The organism is Legionellales bacterium, from assembly GCA_026125385.1.
Taxonomy (GTDB): domain Bacteria; phylum Pseudomonadota; class Gammaproteobacteria; order JAHCLG01; family JAHCLG01; genus JAHCLG01.
In genome coordinates, this window is the sequence record JAHCLG010000012.1 from 1 (window position 1) to 17,321 (window position 17,321).

The window sequence follows — 17,321 nt, forward strand, 5'->3', positions numbered from 1 at the left end:
TCGTGGTCTAGACAAGGGGGTCATTTAAGTATTTTATGTAACTATAGCTCATGTGAGGAAAGTTAAATATGCCAATTCAACAATCTAATATAATGTATGAATTATATGGTCATAATGCTCGTGCCATTTATGATCAATATCAAGCTTTAAGCTCTAACTTTAATCGCCTTATTCAAGAGGTAGTGTATGATGTTTTTTGGAGTAGACCAGGATTATCTCTAAAAGAAAAAAGTTACGTCACAGTTATCTCACTCATCGCTCTCGCAAAAGAAGAGCAATTAAAAATTCATCTTGATGGATTTTTCAACTTAGGTGGGAAACCTAAGATCATTCTACAAACACTGAACTATATGCATTCAAAAGGATATATTCCTCCGTCACACTCTGCTTTTTCGACTCTACAAAAAATGATAAGTAAAATAGATCTGGGATTAATCGCGAATAGTGATTATTACATCTTGACTGACCGTCAAAAATCATTCATAGATTTCTCATATCATATTGCATTAGGCAAGCAAAATAAAACAGAAGAATGTATAAAAGAATTATTAAAGAAAGACTCATTGTCTGTGGAAGAGCTGGAAAATATTATGCTTCAACAAATTATTTATTGTGGTTTCCCATGCGCTATGAACGGACTTGCACTGCTAAAATTAATCAGACCTAAAATAGAATCTAAAAATTTAATTAACCCTAGAAAATCTGTAATGATGGATGAACTATATGGTTGTATAAGTTCTCAAGCTGTATATGATCGATGTCAATCGTTAAGTCCTAATTTTAATTATCTTGTTCAAAGGATAGTATACGATATTTTTTGGCATAGACCAGGATTATCTCTCAAAGAAAAAAGTTTCGTCACCATTATTTCGTTAATTACCTTAAAAAAGGAAGAACAACTACAAATTCATCTTAGTGGATTTATTAATCTTGGTGGAACACCTAATATCATCTTACAAACACTCAATTATATGAAAGAACAGGAATATATTTCATCCGTAGATGAGGGGTTGCTCGTTTTAAAAAAAATTATATATGAAAAAGAACTAGTGCTAGACATCCAAAACACACTCGCTCTAACAGAACGAGAAAAGGCGATTATTGATTTCTCATCATGTTTTGCATTAGATAAAAAAGATAAAATGAAAAACTGTATAGAGAGTATATTGAAAAGTGAAAAGCTATCTTTAGTTGACCTAGAAAATATTATGTTACATGAGATGATATATAGTGGATTCCCCTGTGCCATGAATACTTTCGCTATGATGAAACAACTTACAAACTCTGAAGTTTCTAAAATACGCCTTGCTTCTAAATTATAGAGGAAAATTGTTTAATGAAAAAATATAATGGCCCCCACAATTTAGACCAATGTACGCAAAAAATTTGAGAGATAATAACCTCCCTCAGGAGGTAAAAATGGGGGAACACAAAAGTGATCTTACCCCACTTAAATGCCGTATTGATTAGGCTATCTTTTCACAAAATTAAATCCATTTTTTAAGTGTGGGGTAGATCAAGGTGGGGTTAAGCATTGGAGCTCAGAAAATTGGCAGTTAATAGTTACCGATTGCAGACTTTGAACAGGCTCTAACTCCGCTGCTTTAGCTCGAAAAATGGGCGTTTAACCTAACACAATTTTTCTTTTTCATAAAACCAATCCGTTTAAAACCAATTTGTTTTAAACTAAATGGTGCAATTAAGATTGAGGGCTAGTGACAATACTCAACCAAGAATATAGACCATTGATTTTTCATTAGCATTATCTGGTTACGCGACGTAAATGCGCAGCACAGAAAACGCTGTTTACAACCTAATTCAGAGAGTTTGCAGAGGATGACAACCCTCGTCGCATTTTCAAACCAATTTATTCCAATCTAAAATCACTTTCCCCGATTGACCAGAATTCATCACTTGAAAGGCTTCAGCAAAATCGTTTACCGCAAAATGATGAGTAATCACTGGCGTGATATCTAAACCACTTTCGATCATGCTCGCCATTTTGTACCAGGTTTCAAACATTTCGCGACCATAAATACCCTTGATGAATAAACCTTTCATGATCACTTGATTCCAATCGATGGTGGTATTATTCGGTAAAAATCCTAACATGGCGATCCGTCCACCATGATTCATTGTCGTTAACATTTGATTAAACGCGAGAGAATTGCCTGAGACTTCAAGTCCTACATCAAAACCTTCCGTCATATGTAGATTGGTTTGAATTTCAGCCAACGCATATTTTTTAACATTGACGGCGTGAATATTTTTTCCCATTTTTTTTGCGATTGCTAAACGATGCTCATTGACATCGGTGATCACCACATGGCGCGCACCGACATGCCGAGCAATCGCTGCGGTCATTAACCCCACAGGACCTGCACCAGTGATTAACACATCTTCACCGACTAAATCGAAAGATAATGCCGTGTGAGTGGCATTACCGAATGGATCGAGAATTGCCGCGACATCATCGTGAATAGCATCCGGTAAACGAAAAACATTCACTGCGGGCACACTTAAATATTCGGCAAAACAGCCAGCACGCGTCACGCCTACACTAATGGTATTGCGGCATAAATGACGTTTTCCGGCACGACAATTTCGACAGTGCCCGCAAGAAATATGGCCTTCACCCGACACACGATCACCCACAGCAAAACCTTGCACCTCACTGCCTAATTTTACAATTTCTCCAACATACTCATGGCCAATGGTCATTGGCACTGGAATAGTTTTTTGCGCCCATTCATCCCAGTTAAAAATATGAATATCCGTACCACAAATTGCGGTTTTACGAATTTTAATTAAGACATCGTTGTGGCCAATTTCAGGTATTGTTTCTTCATGCCACCAAATACCAGGTTTTTTATGTAGTTTACCTAATGCGCGCATCATTTATTTTATGACTCCTAATTCACGACCAATTTTTGCAAACGCTGCAAGGGCTTTATCTAAGTGTTGGCGCTCATGCCCTGCGGACATTTGCACACGAATTCGTGCTTGGCCTTTAGGTACCACAGGATAAGAAAAGCCAATCACATAAATTTGCTCATCCAACATTTTTGCCGCCATTAAACTGGCTAATTTCGCATCTCCCAACAGCACAGGAATAATCGGATGAACACCGGGCACTAAATTGAATCCTAAGTTTTCCATTTCTTTACGGAAATACCGGCCATTTTCATGTAGTTTTTCTCGCAGCTCATGATTATTTTCTAATAAATCGAATACAGCAAGGGATGTCGCCGTAATCACTGGAGCTAAGGTATTTGAAAATAAATAAGGTCGAGAGCGATTACGTAACCACTCGATAATTTCTTTACGCGCACACGTATAACCACCTGAAGCACCACCCAAAGCTTTTCCTAGCGTGCCAGTAATAATATCGACACGTCCCATGACTTGACAATATTCGTGCGTGCCACGGCCATTTTCTCCCATAAATCCTACGGCATGGGAATCGTCGACCATAACTAAAGCATCGTATTTTTCGGCTAAATCGCAGATCGCACTTAAATTTGCAATAATGCCATCCATCGAAAAAACACCATCTGTTGCAATTAAGCGGAATCGCGCCTCTTTAGTTTCTTGTAAACACCGTTCTAGATCTTGCATATCGTTATTATGATACCGCCAACGTTTGGCTTTCGATAAGCGCACGCCGTCGATGATGCTCGCATGATTTAAGGCATCACTGATAATGGCATCCTCTTCACTTAATAAAGTTTCAAATAAGCCACCGTTAGCATCAAAGCAGGAAGAATACAAAATGGTATCTTCCATTCCTAAAAAATCTGCTATTCGTTGTTCTAATTGTTTATGAATCGTTTGAGTGCCACAAATAAAACGCACCGAGGACATGCCATAACCATAGTGCTCTAGTGCTTTTTGGCCGCTAGCAATTAATGCCGGATGGTCGGCTAAGCCCAGGTAATTGTTTGCGCAAAAATTAAGAACATGCTGGTGATTCACCTCAATTTCTGCTGTTTGCGCAGAAGTAATAACGCGTTCTGATTTATATAATCCTTGTTCTTTTAATTCAGCGAGCTCTTGTTGCAGATGCGGAAATATTGTTTGGCTCATGAGCACTCCTCAAAAAAAAACGCCTTACACAAAATTATCTGTGTAAGGCGTTAAGATATCATCCAGACTGAGTTAGTCTTTCACGCTTTCTTTTAACGCCTTTAATGCAGAAACTTTAACGACATTACGCGCAGGTTTCGCTTTCACCATGATTTCTTCGCCAGTAAAAGGACTTAACATTTTACGAGCTTTGGTGGCAGGCTTACGAATACGACGAACTTTGATGCCAGTTTCAGGAATAGAAACTTCACCAAATCCACGTTTTTTCATTTGACCGTAAACACAAAGAGCAAGGCCTTTAAATACTTCGGTGATATCCGCTCTTGGCAAACCGGTTTGTTCGGCAATAAATTGAATGACTTGAGTTTTGCTTAGTTTTTCAGTAAGCGGTTTTACTTTCGTCATATCGACTTTTTTCTTTTCTACGGCTTTGGCTTTCTCAGCTTTTACCGCTTTTTTTGCAGGAACTCGTTTTACTGCATTTTTAGCATTAGCACGAGTTGCGCCTTTCTTAGCACTAGGTGCTTTTTTGGCTGCTGCTCTTGGCATGTTAAGTCTCCTTTAAATTTAACCCTAATTAATGATTTTAAAAACCCTGGTTTTTCCAGTCTCGTATAGCTTAGAACGATATTTTGTTAGATACAATATTTAATTGCGAAAATATGAAAATTTTTATGTTTTTTTTCTTTTAAAAAGCGCTTCTGCACAAAACTAGGATTTGTCTTGGGGAAAATATTGAGTTAACGCCAGAATACGGTGGTGTTGAATCGCCTCACCTAAGGCTTTTCCAGATAAATTTAATTGCAACAACTCGTTAATATCAACTGATTTTAGTATTTCATAAGCGCGTTGCCAAGGTGCAATGAAAGCATCCGTGTTAGCAAGAATGGCACTAATTTGTAGAAACTCTTGAAAGCGATCGGCGCCGCGTAATACATCCATCCCCATTAGACATTCATAAACTTGCACTGCATTTAACTGGGTGATTTTGGAATAATAAGACGAGTAGTCAATCACCATTTTGGCTAAGCGCTGCCAGGATTTTGGCAATGGATATAATCTATTAAATTGCTTGAGATCATCCTGCTTTGCAGAAAAATAGGCGGCGATTACCGCAAAACTACATGCTGGCGAGAAATGACGTTGCGCTGCAATTTTCAAATGCGAATGACAAGATTGCTGTTGTTTTGTATCTTGCCAAAAATTGGCAATGATTGGGAATAAAATGACTAACGCACCACACTGCTGTAATACTGTAAAAAACTGAGCGGGGGCAGAAGTCATTAATGCTTTGGTCAATTCGGCTAATACGCGCTCTGGTTGCAACGCATTTATTTCGCCGTTTTTTACCATGGTTTTTAATAACTGTAGCGTTTCTTCAGCAATGCAAAAACCCTCGTCATAAAAGCGGGCGTAAAATCGCGCGACTCTCAATAAGCGTACCGGATCTTCAATAAATGCTGGAGAAACATGGCGTAATAATTTCGATTGCAAGTCATTGACGCCATGATAGGGATCGATAATATGGCCTTCTTTATCACGAGCAATGGCATTGATGGTTAAATCACGACGCTGCAAATCTTCTGCTAAGGTAACATTAGGATTAAAATCAACACGAAACCCCTGATAACCGCGACCTATTTTTTTTTCCGTGCGCGCCAAGGCAAATTCTTCATGCGTGCGTGGGTGTAAAAATACCGGGAAATCGTTACCCACCTGCTGAAATCCCAAGTTTAGTAATTGAGCGGGTGTAGCACCCACCACAACATAATCGCGATCTTTCACCGGAATACCCAGGATTTCATCGCGCACTGCGCCACCGACTAAGTAATAGTTTAACTCGTTTTCTAACATAGAATGCGTGCTACCTTGTTGTCTCAGCAACATCATACTGAGAATATTGATATTATCAAGACAAGTCGCGTAAGAATCGAGTATAATGCGCCTACCTTAAGTAACGTAACACACTTTAACTCATGATATCAGCTTATTTACAATATTATTTTCCACAATTTTTAGTCACTGGATTATTTGGCAAGCTTGCTACCCAGCAAAAACCGTGGTTGAAAAATTTTTTCATTAAACATTTTATTCGCCATTATCACGTTGATATGAATATTGCGTTAGAACCAGACTATAAAAAATACCCAGACTTTAACGCGTTTTTTACCCGTAAATTGCAATCTGAATATCGCCCAATCTGTCGCGATCCCAAACAAATTTGTTCACCCGTCGATGGTTGCATTAGTGAACTAGGTAAAATTGACGATGATCGCATTCTTCAGGTAAAAGGTACGGATTATTCTCTGTTTGAGTTACTCGGCAACCATGGCGAATTTACCAAACTATTTTTAGACGGCGAGTTTATAACGCTTTATTTATCACCTCGCGATTACCATCGCGTTCATATGCCTTTTTCAGGCACGCTCACCGACATGATCCATGTTCCTGGACGTTTATTATCGGTTAATCAAAAAAATGCCCGACTCATCCCAGGATTATTTGCCCGTAATGAACGAGTGATTTCTTTATTTGATACTAGCATTGGCAAAATGGCCGTGATCATGGTCGGTGCGTTGAACGTGGGAAGTATCCATACCCAATGGGCAGGCATTGTTACTCCACCGCATAAAAATCGGCAAATTCGTCATCAACAGTATGGAAAAAATAGTCAACTCCGCTATCAACGAGGAAATGAAATGGGTTATTTCCAAATGGGATCGACCGTCATTTTATTATTTGAAAAAAATCGCATTCAATTTCATCCATCCTTGCAAGCACAACACGCTGTGATTTATGGCAGCTCAATTGCTCAGGTCTTATAATCACCCACAGGAATATCTCAATGACTAACAACAAACCAAAAAAAATCTTAAGCGTATTTAGCTTAGTCATGATTAACGTGATTGCAGTTGATAGTTTACGAACCTTACCTATTAATGCTGAATATGGTACTGGCATTATTTTTTTCTATTTATTAGCGTCTGTAATCTTCTTTATCCCCACAGCATTAGTCGCTGCTGAATTAGCTACAGGCTGGCCAGATACGGGTGGAATTTATATTTGGGTACGCGAAGCGTTCGGTAAAAAAGCAGCATTTTTTACCATTTGGTTACAATGGATTTATAATATTGTTTGGTATCCCACGATTTTATCGTTCATTGCTGCGACGATTGCTTATGTCGTGAATCCTCACTTAAGCGATAATTCCTCTTATTTAATGATGAGTGTGTTAGTTATTTTTTGGTTCGCGACTTTTTTAAATTGTTTAGGTTTGCGTTCGGCAAGTATTGTTAGCACGCTGGGTGCGTTATTTGGCACACTTTTTCCCATGCTGTTTATGATCATACTGGGTATCATCTGGATTATTACTAAACATCCTTTAGCCATTCATTTTCATGAAAAAGATTTAATTCCTGATATTCATGCTTTTAATAATTTAGCCTTTTTTACTGGCGTAATTTTTGGATTAATTGGCATGGAAATGTCTGCTATTCACGCGGGTGATGTAAAAAATCCACAACGCGATTATCCACGCGCATTATTATATTCTACGTTAATCATAGTAGGCACCTTAATTTTTTCTTCGCTTGCCTTAGCTATTGTGGTTCCTAAAAATCAGATCAGTTTAGTGTCTGGTTTAATTCATGCATTCGCCGTATTTTTCACCACGTTTCATTTACCTTGGATGTTACCCGTGATTGCCTTATTAATTACGCTCGGCGCATTCTCTGGAGTTTCAGCGTGGATTTTAGGTCCTACTCGCGGGTTATACGTTGCTTGCCATGAAAATCAGTTACCTACTTGGTTACGCAAAACCAATCGTCATCATGCTCCTGTAAATTTACTCATCTTACAAGGGATCATTTTTACATTTTTATGTTTTGCTTTTATTTTAATTCCCAGTGTCAACGGATCTTTTTGGTTACTAACCGCCATGACTGCGCAATTGGCATTAATTGGCTATATTTTAATGTTTGCGGCCTGTCTCTATTTGCGCTACAAAAAGCCAGAAATTCCTCGCAGCTTTATTATTCCGTGTGGAAAAATTGGCCTATGGTTGTGTGGATTATTGGGTATTTTAACCTGTCTCGGTGCAATTTTATTTGGATTTTTCCCACCTCCTGGAATTAATGTCGGCAATCTCTGGCATTATGAACTATTGTTATGCGGTGGCACCGTGATATTGTGTTTACCCCCTTGGTTTATTTCCAGCAAAAAGGAACCTTAGAACCTATGCACAGTCTTCAAGCGTGAGTCCAGAAAGGGTCGATTTTGAGCACCGGAGCACAGAAACTCTGCAGTTTATGACCAAGATTGGCGGCTTTGAACAGACTGTTAAAACAACTTAAAAAAATAGAACGTCATTAATTTGCTAAAGTGTAAAGTGGAGTGTAAAATTGATATTAAGGACTATCAGTTTTGAGAATATTGAATGAATATGACATTAAAAAATCCACCTGTATTTTATACTTTGGCTCAAATAAAATTTAATACCATCGCACACATTGATAAATACATACCAGATATACAAGATTCTTTACGGCATAAAGGTTATCCAGAGTTTGTTAATGAAAAATTAATGTCTATAGAGGTAAGAGATTCTCAAAAACCCGATATTTCTTCTCAAGAAAAGGATAGATGGAAATTTAGTAATTTTTCGGGTACAGAAGGGTATTTATTACTATCTAATTCATTAATGTTTCATACAACCTCCTATAATTCGTTTGAAGATTTCCTTGATAAATTAATTAGTGGGATAAGTTTAATTGATGAAATAATTGAGCTAGCATATGTTGAAAGAATTGGCTTACGTTATTTAAATGCGATTGCGCCTAAAGATACGGAACAATTGGAAAATTATCTTAGTCCCGCTTTATTAGGTTTTTCTTCTCTTATTAAAGGAGAGTTAAGTCATAGTTTTATAGAAACTGTCTTCAGTATCAATCATGTTACCTTAGTAGCCCGTGCACTGACCAGTAAAGATAGACTCGCGTTACCCCCTGATTTGTATCCTTTGCAACTAAAACTATCACCGAGGTTTTTAGATCTTAAAGGATATACGACTACTTTAGATATCGATGCTTTTTTAGAAGAAAGGCAAATATTTACTATTCCGCCTTTAAAAGAATCCATGTTAACTTTACATAAAATTTCTAAAGTTTCATTTCAAGCATCAGTAACTGATTATGCTCGTAATGAATGGAGTTAGTTTAATATGAATATACCTTTTACATCTGATCCCAACTGGAGACCTAGGCAGCAAAATATTAACCCACAATCGAGTATTTCACCAAGTGGTATATTTGCAGTTGATTCTATCCTTGTATTTTTTATTGCTGGCACGGGTGGCATGATTACGCCCCATAGTTTAACAGCATATAGTCGACAAGTTTATGAGCCACGTATTCATAAAGAATCATCAGACCTAAGTAATATCGATAACCGTTCACCAGCAGAACATCTTATCTTTATACGTAACATACTGGGTTTAAATACTTCTGAACTTGCTGCAATATTAAATGTAACACGTCCAACTATTTATGCTTGGCAAGAGGGTCAAGAACCTAAACCTGAGGCATTAATGGGTATTCAACAAATTTCTAAAATAGCAGGCAAGGTTCAGTCATTTCATATTCAACGTTTCGATACACTGATGCGTAGGCCAATTTTTGAAGGAATTTCATTATTGGATAAATTAAAAAGAAATGAGGACATTACTAAACATTTAGTCGTACTTAAAGATTTAGCAGAAAAAGAAAATTTAGGACGAAATACTAAAAAAGGAAAAAATAAACAGCCTATTTATGATGCAATTAATGATTATGCTATGCCATTATATAAAAGAGATAATAATAAATGACTCGGATATTAGATATTAAATGGCGCCAAGGAGAGATATTATCACTAGCTAATTTGCAAAAATTAAATGTTATGAGTTCAGATACATTTTCTTCTAAGAAAACAATAGCAGTAGTGATTTCCCATAGCTGCGATATTGCAAGTGCAGAGCCTAATGTAGAATTTCTTTATGGAGATATCATTGATCAAAGTGAAGGAAACTATTTAAATGCGAAACACTTAAGAAAATTGCATTTACCAATTTTAAATGAAAAACATGTTACTATACAATTAGTCGCTGATAGAAGATTTTCGGTAAGTAAAAATGATTTGCGGGATATATCGCCTGATCCACTATATGTTTTTGATGACGAACAGCGGAAAGTTTTGCAAAATTGGTTGGGCGCTAGATATAAACGTCAAGAATTACCAGATGCCTTACAAGCTCGATTAGTTCCTCTGTGGAATTATATCGAAAAACATGGAAAAAATAATACTCCAGCTATTCTTGGATATTGGGTAAATTTTGATCCCAGTAGTGAGGAGCTTTCAGAAAACGATCCTTATGATTTTGAAATATATATTGTGTATTCTGCCAGAGATCCTGCATATGAAGTTGAAGCTAAGAAACTTGCCATAGAGATAAAGCAAAATTTTGTGTCTTTAATAAAAAAAACCAAGCATCTAGGGCCAGTAAATTTATTAACATCTCAAGCATATTCCGAACATGAATTTACTTTACACGATATGACCCAAAATATGTATTATCGATTTGACTATTTAAGCTTTCGAAACCACCCGCATGATCATGTTCTAGAAGCTACCTGAGCGATCGGTTGCCAATTACTTCTTTATCTTGCCGTAAGATGCAAGGAGTCACGCTAAAGAAAACGGGTTAATTTTTCCGTAAAAATCTAATGTTGTTTACATAGTGGTTGGAAAGGCGGACATTTTCATCTTGCTTTGACAATAGCCAATAATTTACTTGCGTTCTCACCCTAATTAGGACTAAAATAGTCCCCTATTTTTAGGGGAACCGCTATGCTCAAAGTGGGAAAATTAACTGATTATGCCACCGTGATTTTAACGGTAATGGCGCGTGCACCAGAAATAGCTTTTTCCGCCAACGATTTAGCCCAAAAAACGCACATTAGTTTACCCACCGTCAGTAAAATTCTCAAACAATTAACCCGAGCGCAATTATTACTTTCTGAACGTGGTGCGAAAGGCGGCTATCGATTAGCAGCAACACCCAACCAAATTTCTTTGGTCGATATTATCAACGCGATGGAACAAAATACTGCGATGATTGAATGTGGCGACCACCATTCAAACTGTCAAATTGAACCATTTTGTTCGATTAAAGGTAATTGGCGTTTAATTAGTCTTGCCGTGCAAAAAGCCTTAGCCGATGTGAGTTTGGCAAGTTTAATTGCGCCCTTGGTAGAGTTTCAAGTCAACTTACCTCGGCAAAAAACTATTCCTATTTATCCAAAATCGTAATCTTGAGGTAATTATTCATGACTAAATCATCATCTGAGTTAACCCAACTACTAAACCAAGATTATCAACACGGTTTTTTTACCGAAATCGCCACCGATACATTACCTCCTGGTTTAAATGAAGACGTGATCCGCATTATTTCCGCCAAAAAAAATGAACCCGAATTTTTATTACAATGGCGATTAAAAGCCTATCGTCATTGGCTAAAAATGAAATCCCCAACGTGGGCAAATTTAAAAATTGATCCGATTGATTATCAAGCCATCAGTTATTATTCTGCGCCAAAACAAAAAAAAGATGCCCCCAAAAGTTTGGATGAAGTCGATCCCGAATTATTGCGCACCTACGAAAAATTAGGTATTCCATTACGCGAACAAGAAATGTTAGCAGGAGTCGCTGTCGATGCGGTATTCGATAGTGTGTCTGTTGCTACCACCTTTAAAAGTAAATTAGCCGAACAAGGCATTATTTTTTGTTCTTTTTCTGAAGCTGTGCAACATCACCCACAATTAATCGAAGAATATTTAGGATCGGTGGTGCCCTACACCGATAATTTTTTTGCCACTTTAAATTCAGCGGTATTTAGCGATGGTTCTTTTGTCTATGTTCCTAAAGGCGTGCGTTGCCCCATGGAATTATCGACTTATTTTCGCATCAATGCAGTTGCTACCGGACAATTTGAACGCACGTTAATTATTGCCGATGAAGGCAGTTATGTCAGTTATTTAGAAGGCTGCACCGCTCCCATGCGCGATGAAAATCAATTACACGCCGCCGTGGTTGAATTAGTGGCACTAAAAAATGCTCATATTAAATATTCTACCGTACAAAATTGGTATCCAGGCGATAAAAATGGCAAAGGTGGAATTTATAATTTCGTCACTAAACGGGGTGCATGCCGTGGAGAATATTCTAAAATTTCTTGGACACAAGTAGAAACCGGATCGGCAATTACCTGGAAATATCCTGGCGTAATTTTACAAGGTGATCATAGCGTGGGTGAGTTTTATTCTGTCGCTCTCACCAATCATTATCAACAAGCCGACACCGGCACGAAAATGATCCATGTAGGAAAAAATACTAAAAGTACCATTATCTCCAAAGGAATTTCCGCAGGCCATGGACAAAACTCTTATCGCGGCTTAGTACGCGTGCAAAAAGCCGCAGAAAATGCGCGTAATTACACTCAATGTGATTCCCTCTTATTAGGCGATTTATGTGGCGCACACACCTTCCCTTATATTGAAGTTAAAAATGCTAGCACGCAAGTAGAACATGAAGCTTCCACCTCTAAAATTGGTGAAGATCAATTATTTTATTTAGCCCAACGTGGTATTGAAACAGAAGATGCAGTTTCAATGATCGTCAATGGTTTTTGTAAACGTGTGTTTCGCGAATTACCGATGGAGTTTGCTGTAGAAGCACAAAAATTATTAGGTATCAGTTTAGAAGGTAGTATCGGATAATGTTAAGCATTGAAAATTTACATGTGACAGTGGATAACAAACACATTCTCAAAGGCATTAATTTAACGGTTAATTCTGGTGAAATACACGCTATTATGGGGCCTAATGGTTCTGGAAAAAGCACGCTCGCCAATATTTTAGCAGGGCGCACAGGCTATGAAATCACCCAAGGAAAAATTTTATACCAAGGACACGATATCACTGAGTTATCCCCTGCAGAGCGCGCGCATCGTGGCATTTTTTTGAGTTTTCAATATCCTGTTGAAATTCCTGGCGTGAGTAATATTTATTTATTGAAAACCGCGTTAAATACTATTCGTAAAGCGCGCGGTGAAGCTGAATTAGATGCCATGGATTTTTTAAATCTGGTTAAAGCTAAAATTCACGACATGCAAATGAATGAAGATTTATTATATCGTTCCGTCAATGAAGGATTTTCTGGCGGTGAAAAAAAACGTAATGAAATTTTACAAATGGCTATTCTCGAACCGCAACTCGCTATTTTAGATGAGACAGATTCTGGCTTAGACATTGATGCTTTAAAAATTGTATCCAATGGGGTCAATCAATTACGCCATCCTGATCGTGCAATTGTACTAATTACTCATTACCAACGTTTACTGTCGCATATTGAACCCGATTATGTTCACGTGCTCGCCCAAGGCAAAATCATTAAATCGGGCGATAAAACCCTAGCTCATGAATTAGAAAAGCAAGGTTATGCTTGGATTGCGGGAGCACAAGCATGATTGAAGCGTATATTCAGGAATACCATCAAATTACGCCATCATTAACTCAACCGTTATGGCTCAAACAATGGCGCGATGAAGCACTGCAATTATTTTCTCAACAAGGATTTCCAACCCCTCACCATGAAGACTGGAAATATACGCGAGTAACACCCATTCTAAAACAGCATTTTTTGCGTGCACCTGTTAGTCATTCTACTTTTCCCCCATCTTCATCGTTACATGGAGAATACTATCGCTTAACATTTTGCGATGGTCATTTACAAAAACATCTTTCCGATTTAAATCATTTGCCAGCAGAAATTATTATTTGCGATCGAGAGACGGCTTATCACCATTATCCTCAAATCATGCAACACTATTTAACTCCGCATTCTTCACACGCCTTTGGCTTGTTAAATGCGGCCTTAAGTGATCAAGGTGCTTTTATTTTTTTGCCGCGACACACTGTTTTAGATAAACCTCTTTTGCTTCACTTTATTCACACCCAATCTCACACTGCAACTCACCTCCGTAATCTGATTATTGCCGAAGAAAATAGCCAAGCAACGATTATTGAACAATACGATACTCAGCAACCGACACTAGAATATTTTACTAATACGATAACCGAAGTATTTGCCGAAAAAAATGCTCGTATTCAGCAGATTAAATTACAATTAGAAAGTAGCAAAGCATTTCATATCGGTCATCTTGTAGCGAAACAAGCCGAAAATAGTGAAGTCAACAGTTATTCTTTTTCCCTAGGTGGCTCCCTGGTGCGAAGTGATACATCGATTTTTTTAGCACAAGCTCATGCCACAACGCAATTAATGGGTTTATATCTAGGCAAAAATTATCAACACATTGATCATCACACCACGATCGAGCATGTTACTTCGCATTGCACGAGTTCAGAACATTATAAAGGAATTTTAGCTGATCATGCGCATGGGGTATTCAATGGTAAGGTTATTGTTCATCCGCACGCGCAAAAATCACACGCCCAACAAATGAATAACAATATTTTATTATCAGCAAACGCACAAATCGATACCAAACCCCAATTAGAAATTTTTGCCGATGATGTAAAATGCACGCATGGCGCAACCATTGGCCAACTCGACGAAGATGCCTTATTTTATTTACAATCGCGCGGCGTGGAGCAAGCAGCCGCTCATGCAATGTTATTAAGCGCTTTCAGTGATGATATTATTAATGCCTTCCCCAACACCGCATTACGTGAATTTCTCCAAGAAAAAATCAACTATTATTTAACGTTAGGAGATCATCATGTTCAGTCATAATGATTATGATGTCGAAAAAATTCGCCAAGATTTTCCGGTATTGCATCAAACCATTTGTGGGAAATCGTTAATTTATTTTGATAATGCTGCGACCACTCAAAAACCTCAGCAGGTAATTGATGCGGTTTCTCATTTTTATTGCCATGATAATGCCAATATTCATCGTGGTATTCATACGTTGAGCGAACGTGCCACAGCATCGTATGAAATTGCTCGAGAAAAAGTGCAACATTTTATTCATGCTCAAGAAACGAAAGAAATTATTTTTACTCGCGGTACTACAGAATCCATTAATTTATTAGCTCAAAGTTATGGTTTGAAATATTTTAAACCTCAGGATGAAATTTTAGTTTCAGAAATGGAACATCACTCCAATATTGTTCCCTGGCAATTAATTGCTGAAAAAACCGGAGCCGTAATTAAAATGATCCCCATTACGGATGCGGGGGAAATTGATCTTAACCAATATAATGATTTATTCACAGCAAAAACTAAATTAGTGGCTATTTCACATATTTCCAATGCCCTAGGAACCATTAATCCTTTAAAAGAAATGATTACCATCGCTCATCAACACGGTGCATTGGTGGCGGTAGATGCCGCGCAATCTCTACCTCATCTAACGGTAGACGTACAAGATTTGGATTGTGATTTTTTAAGTTTTTCCGGCCACAAATTATATGCCCCTACTGGTATTGGTGTGTTATACGGCAAAGCGCATTTATTAAAAGAATTACCACCGTATCAAGGCGGCGGCAGCATGATCCGCACGGTGAGTTTCAACAAAACCACCTACGCCGATATTCCCATGCGTTTTGAAGCTGGTACTCCAAATATTACTGGTGCTATCGGTTTAGGCGCTGCGATTGATTATTTAAATCATCTGGGTATGTCGAATATTATCCGTTATGAAGAAACGCTGACAGATTATTTGCAACATGCGCTCAGTGAAATTCAACAAGTACAATTAATTGGCCAAGCTAAACATCGCACCAGTGTCTTTTCGTTTATTTTAGACGATATTCATCCACACGATATTGGTACGATTTTAAATCATGAAGGTATTGCCGTGCGCAGCGGCCATCATTGCGCCATGCCAATTATGGAGCATTTTAATGTGCCGGCTACGGTGCGTGTCTCGTTAGCCTTTTATAATACGACACACGAAATTGATGCGCTAATCCATGGGCTGATGAAAGTTCGAGAGGTATTTAATCGATGAGTGATAGTCTACGCGAATTATATCAAGAAGTGATTATTGATCATAATCGTCATCCACGAAATTTTGGTCATTTAGCATCTTGCAATCATCAAGCAGAAGGAATGAATCCCTTATGTGGAGATAAATTGAATGTTTATTTATTATTAGAAAACGATCGCATCACGGATTTAAGTTTTGAAGGTAAAGGATGCGCGATTTCCACGGCCTCTGCATCGATTATGACGGAAGTATTAAAAAATAAAACCAAACAAGAAGCAGAAAGAATTTTTCAACAATTTCATGATTTAGTCATGGGTAAAATTCCCTTAACGATGGAATTAGGAAAATTAGCGGTTTTAGCAGGCGTGAAAGATTATCCTGCACGCGTTAAATGTGCGACGTTAGCCTGGCATACCTTACACGCAGCACTTCACGATTCTCCAGAATTAATTTCCACCGAGGAGTAACTCACATGGGATGGTTAAGGCGCAAGAGAAAAAATAATCTCAATAAAGAAGATTTAAAATTATCGATTATAAAAGCGTTGCAAACAGTTTACGATCCAGAAATTCCAGTTAATATTTATGATCTCGGATTAATTTATGACGTTATTATCCACGATGACGCTCACGTTGATATTAAAATGACGTTAACTGCACCTGGCTGTCCAGTCGCACAAACTTTTCCGGGTACTGTCGCACAAGAAGTCGAAAAAGTAATTGACGTAAAAAGTGCTTCTGTTGAATTAGTTTGGGATCCCCCTTGGACGCAAGATAAAATGTCTGAAGCGGCAAAATTACAATTGGGATTTTTATAATGAATATAACTTGGTTTCCTGCCATCAATAAGCATGATATTGCCGATCAACAATGGAAAATCGTCAGCATTAATAATCTTGATCTAGCGATTATTAATTTAGGCGGCGAATTTTTTGCCATAGAAGATTATTGCACGCATACGGGATGTCCATTTATCGGCGAACCTATCGAAAATGAAACCTTGGTGTGTCCTTGGCATGGCGCCCGTTTTGCCATTCGCAGCGGTGAAGTTCTCGAACCTCCTGCTTATGAAAATTTACACACCTTTCCTGTGAAAATAGAACAAGATCAGATCTTCGTGGGATTTGAGTCAAAATAAAACATTGCCTAAAATGCCTATTTACCGTAGCTGTTAAATTTGCTTATAGCCA

Annotated in this window: 18 protein-coding genes; 14 read left to right on the plus strand and 4 right to left on the minus strand. The window is 37.9% G+C overall.

The features are described from left to right. The first annotated feature begins 68 nt into the window (after positions 1-68). Complete coding sequence (locus KIT27_06195; protein ID MCW5589238.1) at positions 69-1,322, plus strand: hypothetical protein; 1,254 nt, start codon at positions 69-71, stop codon at positions 1,320-1,322. 535 nt (positions 1,323-1,857) lie between these two features. On the opposite strand, the gene tdh is transcribed toward KIT27_06195, so the two are convergent. From tdh to KIT27_06215, 4 genes are all read right to left on the minus strand, one after another. Then, the gene (tdh, locus tag KIT27_06200; GenBank protein ID MCW5589239.1) at positions 1,858-2,895 is read right to left on the minus strand and encodes an L-threonine 3-dehydrogenase; all 1,038 of its coding nucleotides are present in this window, start codon (positions 2,893-2,895) and stop codon (positions 1,858-1,860) included. A gap of 3 nt (positions 2,896-2,898) precedes the next feature. Then, positions 2,899-4,086 carry a glycine C-acetyltransferase gene (locus tag KIT27_06205; protein ID MCW5589240.1) on the minus strand — a complete coding sequence of 396 codons (1,188 nt, stop codon included), beginning with the start codon at positions 4,084-4,086 and terminating at the stop codon, positions 2,899-2,901. A 72-nt stretch (positions 4,087-4,158) separates the two neighbouring features. After that, positions 4,159-4,635: an HU family DNA-binding protein gene (locus KIT27_06210; GenBank protein MCW5589241.1), complete on the minus strand. Its 477-nt coding sequence runs from the start codon at positions 4,633-4,635 to the stop codon at positions 4,159-4,161. Positions 4,636-4,797: 162 nt separating this feature from the next. Next, positions 4,798-5,940 (minus strand): multifunctional CCA tRNA nucleotidyl transferase/2'3'-cyclic phosphodiesterase/2'nucleotidase/phosphatase, encoded by a 1,143-nt coding sequence (locus KIT27_06215; GenBank protein MCW5589242.1) that lies wholly within the window; start codon positions 5,938-5,940, stop codon positions 4,798-4,800. Positions 5,941-6,062: 122 nt separating this feature from the next. On the opposite strand from KIT27_06215, the gene psd reads away from it, so the two are divergent. From psd to KIT27_06280, 13 genes are all read left to right on the plus strand, one after another. Further along, positions 6,063-6,911 carry a phosphatidylserine decarboxylase gene (psd, locus tag KIT27_06220; GenBank protein MCW5589243.1) on the plus strand — a complete coding sequence of 283 codons (849 nt, stop codon included), beginning with the start codon at positions 6,063-6,065 and terminating at the stop codon, positions 6,909-6,911. A 20-nt stretch (positions 6,912-6,931) separates the two neighbouring features. Beyond that, the gene (locus KIT27_06225) at positions 6,932-8,317 is read left to right on the plus strand and encodes an amino acid permease (GenBank protein MCW5589244.1); all 1,386 of its coding nucleotides are present in this window, start codon (positions 6,932-6,934) and stop codon (positions 8,315-8,317) included. A 204-nt stretch (positions 8,318-8,521) separates the two neighbouring features. Beyond that, positions 8,522-9,298 (plus strand): TIGR04255 family protein, encoded by a 777-nt coding sequence (locus KIT27_06230; protein ID MCW5589245.1) that lies wholly within the window; start codon positions 8,522-8,524, stop codon positions 9,296-9,298. Between the two features lie 6 nt (positions 9,299-9,304). Continuing rightward, positions 9,305-9,949: a hypothetical protein gene (locus KIT27_06235; GenBank protein MCW5589246.1), complete on the plus strand. Its 645-nt coding sequence runs from the start codon at positions 9,305-9,307 to the stop codon at positions 9,947-9,949. Further along, positions 9,946-10,755, plus strand: coding sequence for a hypothetical protein (locus KIT27_06240; GenBank protein MCW5589247.1), 810 nt, complete (start codon positions 9,946-9,948; stop codon positions 10,753-10,755). Before KIT27_06235 ends, KIT27_06240 begins: the two co-directional genes overlap by 4 nt. Positions 10,756-10,968: 213 nt before the next feature. Next, on the plus strand, positions 10,969-11,430 hold the full coding sequence (locus KIT27_06245; protein ID MCW5589248.1) for an SUF system Fe-S cluster assembly regulator: 462 nt from the start codon (positions 10,969-10,971) through the stop codon (positions 11,428-11,430). 17 nt (positions 11,431-11,447) lie between these two features. After that, positions 11,448-12,896: a Fe-S cluster assembly protein SufB gene (sufB, locus tag KIT27_06250; protein MCW5589249.1), complete on the plus strand. Its 1,449-nt coding sequence runs from the start codon at positions 11,448-11,450 to the stop codon at positions 12,894-12,896. Next, the gene (gene sufC / locus KIT27_06255) at positions 12,896-13,645 is read left to right on the plus strand and encodes a Fe-S cluster assembly ATPase SufC (GenBank protein ID MCW5589250.1); all 750 of its coding nucleotides are present in this window, start codon (positions 12,896-12,898) and stop codon (positions 13,643-13,645) included. Before sufB ends, sufC begins: the two co-directional genes overlap by 1 nt. Next, positions 13,642-14,931, plus strand: coding sequence for a Fe-S cluster assembly protein SufD (sufD, locus tag KIT27_06260; protein ID MCW5589251.1), 1,290 nt, complete (start codon positions 13,642-13,644; stop codon positions 14,929-14,931). The genes sufC and sufD overlap by 4 nt, the downstream gene beginning before the upstream one ends. Next, positions 14,918-16,153 carry a cysteine desulfurase gene (locus KIT27_06265; GenBank protein ID MCW5589252.1) on the plus strand — a complete coding sequence of 412 codons (1,236 nt, stop codon included), beginning with the start codon at positions 14,918-14,920 and terminating at the stop codon, positions 16,151-16,153. The genes sufD and KIT27_06265 overlap by 14 nt, the downstream gene beginning before the upstream one ends. Further along, positions 16,150-16,599: an SUF system NifU family Fe-S cluster assembly protein gene (locus KIT27_06270; protein MCW5589253.1), complete on the plus strand. Its 450-nt coding sequence runs from the start codon at positions 16,150-16,152 to the stop codon at positions 16,597-16,599. Before KIT27_06265 ends, KIT27_06270 begins: the two co-directional genes overlap by 4 nt. A gap of 5 nt (positions 16,600-16,604) precedes the next feature. Beyond that, positions 16,605-16,949 (plus strand): SUF system Fe-S cluster assembly protein, encoded by a 345-nt coding sequence (locus tag KIT27_06275; protein MCW5589254.1) that lies wholly within the window; start codon positions 16,605-16,607, stop codon positions 16,947-16,949. Beyond that, on the plus strand, positions 16,949-17,269 hold the full coding sequence (locus KIT27_06280; protein MCW5589255.1) for a Rieske (2Fe-2S) protein: 321 nt from the start codon (positions 16,949-16,951) through the stop codon (positions 17,267-17,269). The genes KIT27_06275 and KIT27_06280 overlap by 1 nt, the downstream gene beginning before the upstream one ends. Positions 17,270-17,321: the final 52 nt, after the last annotated feature.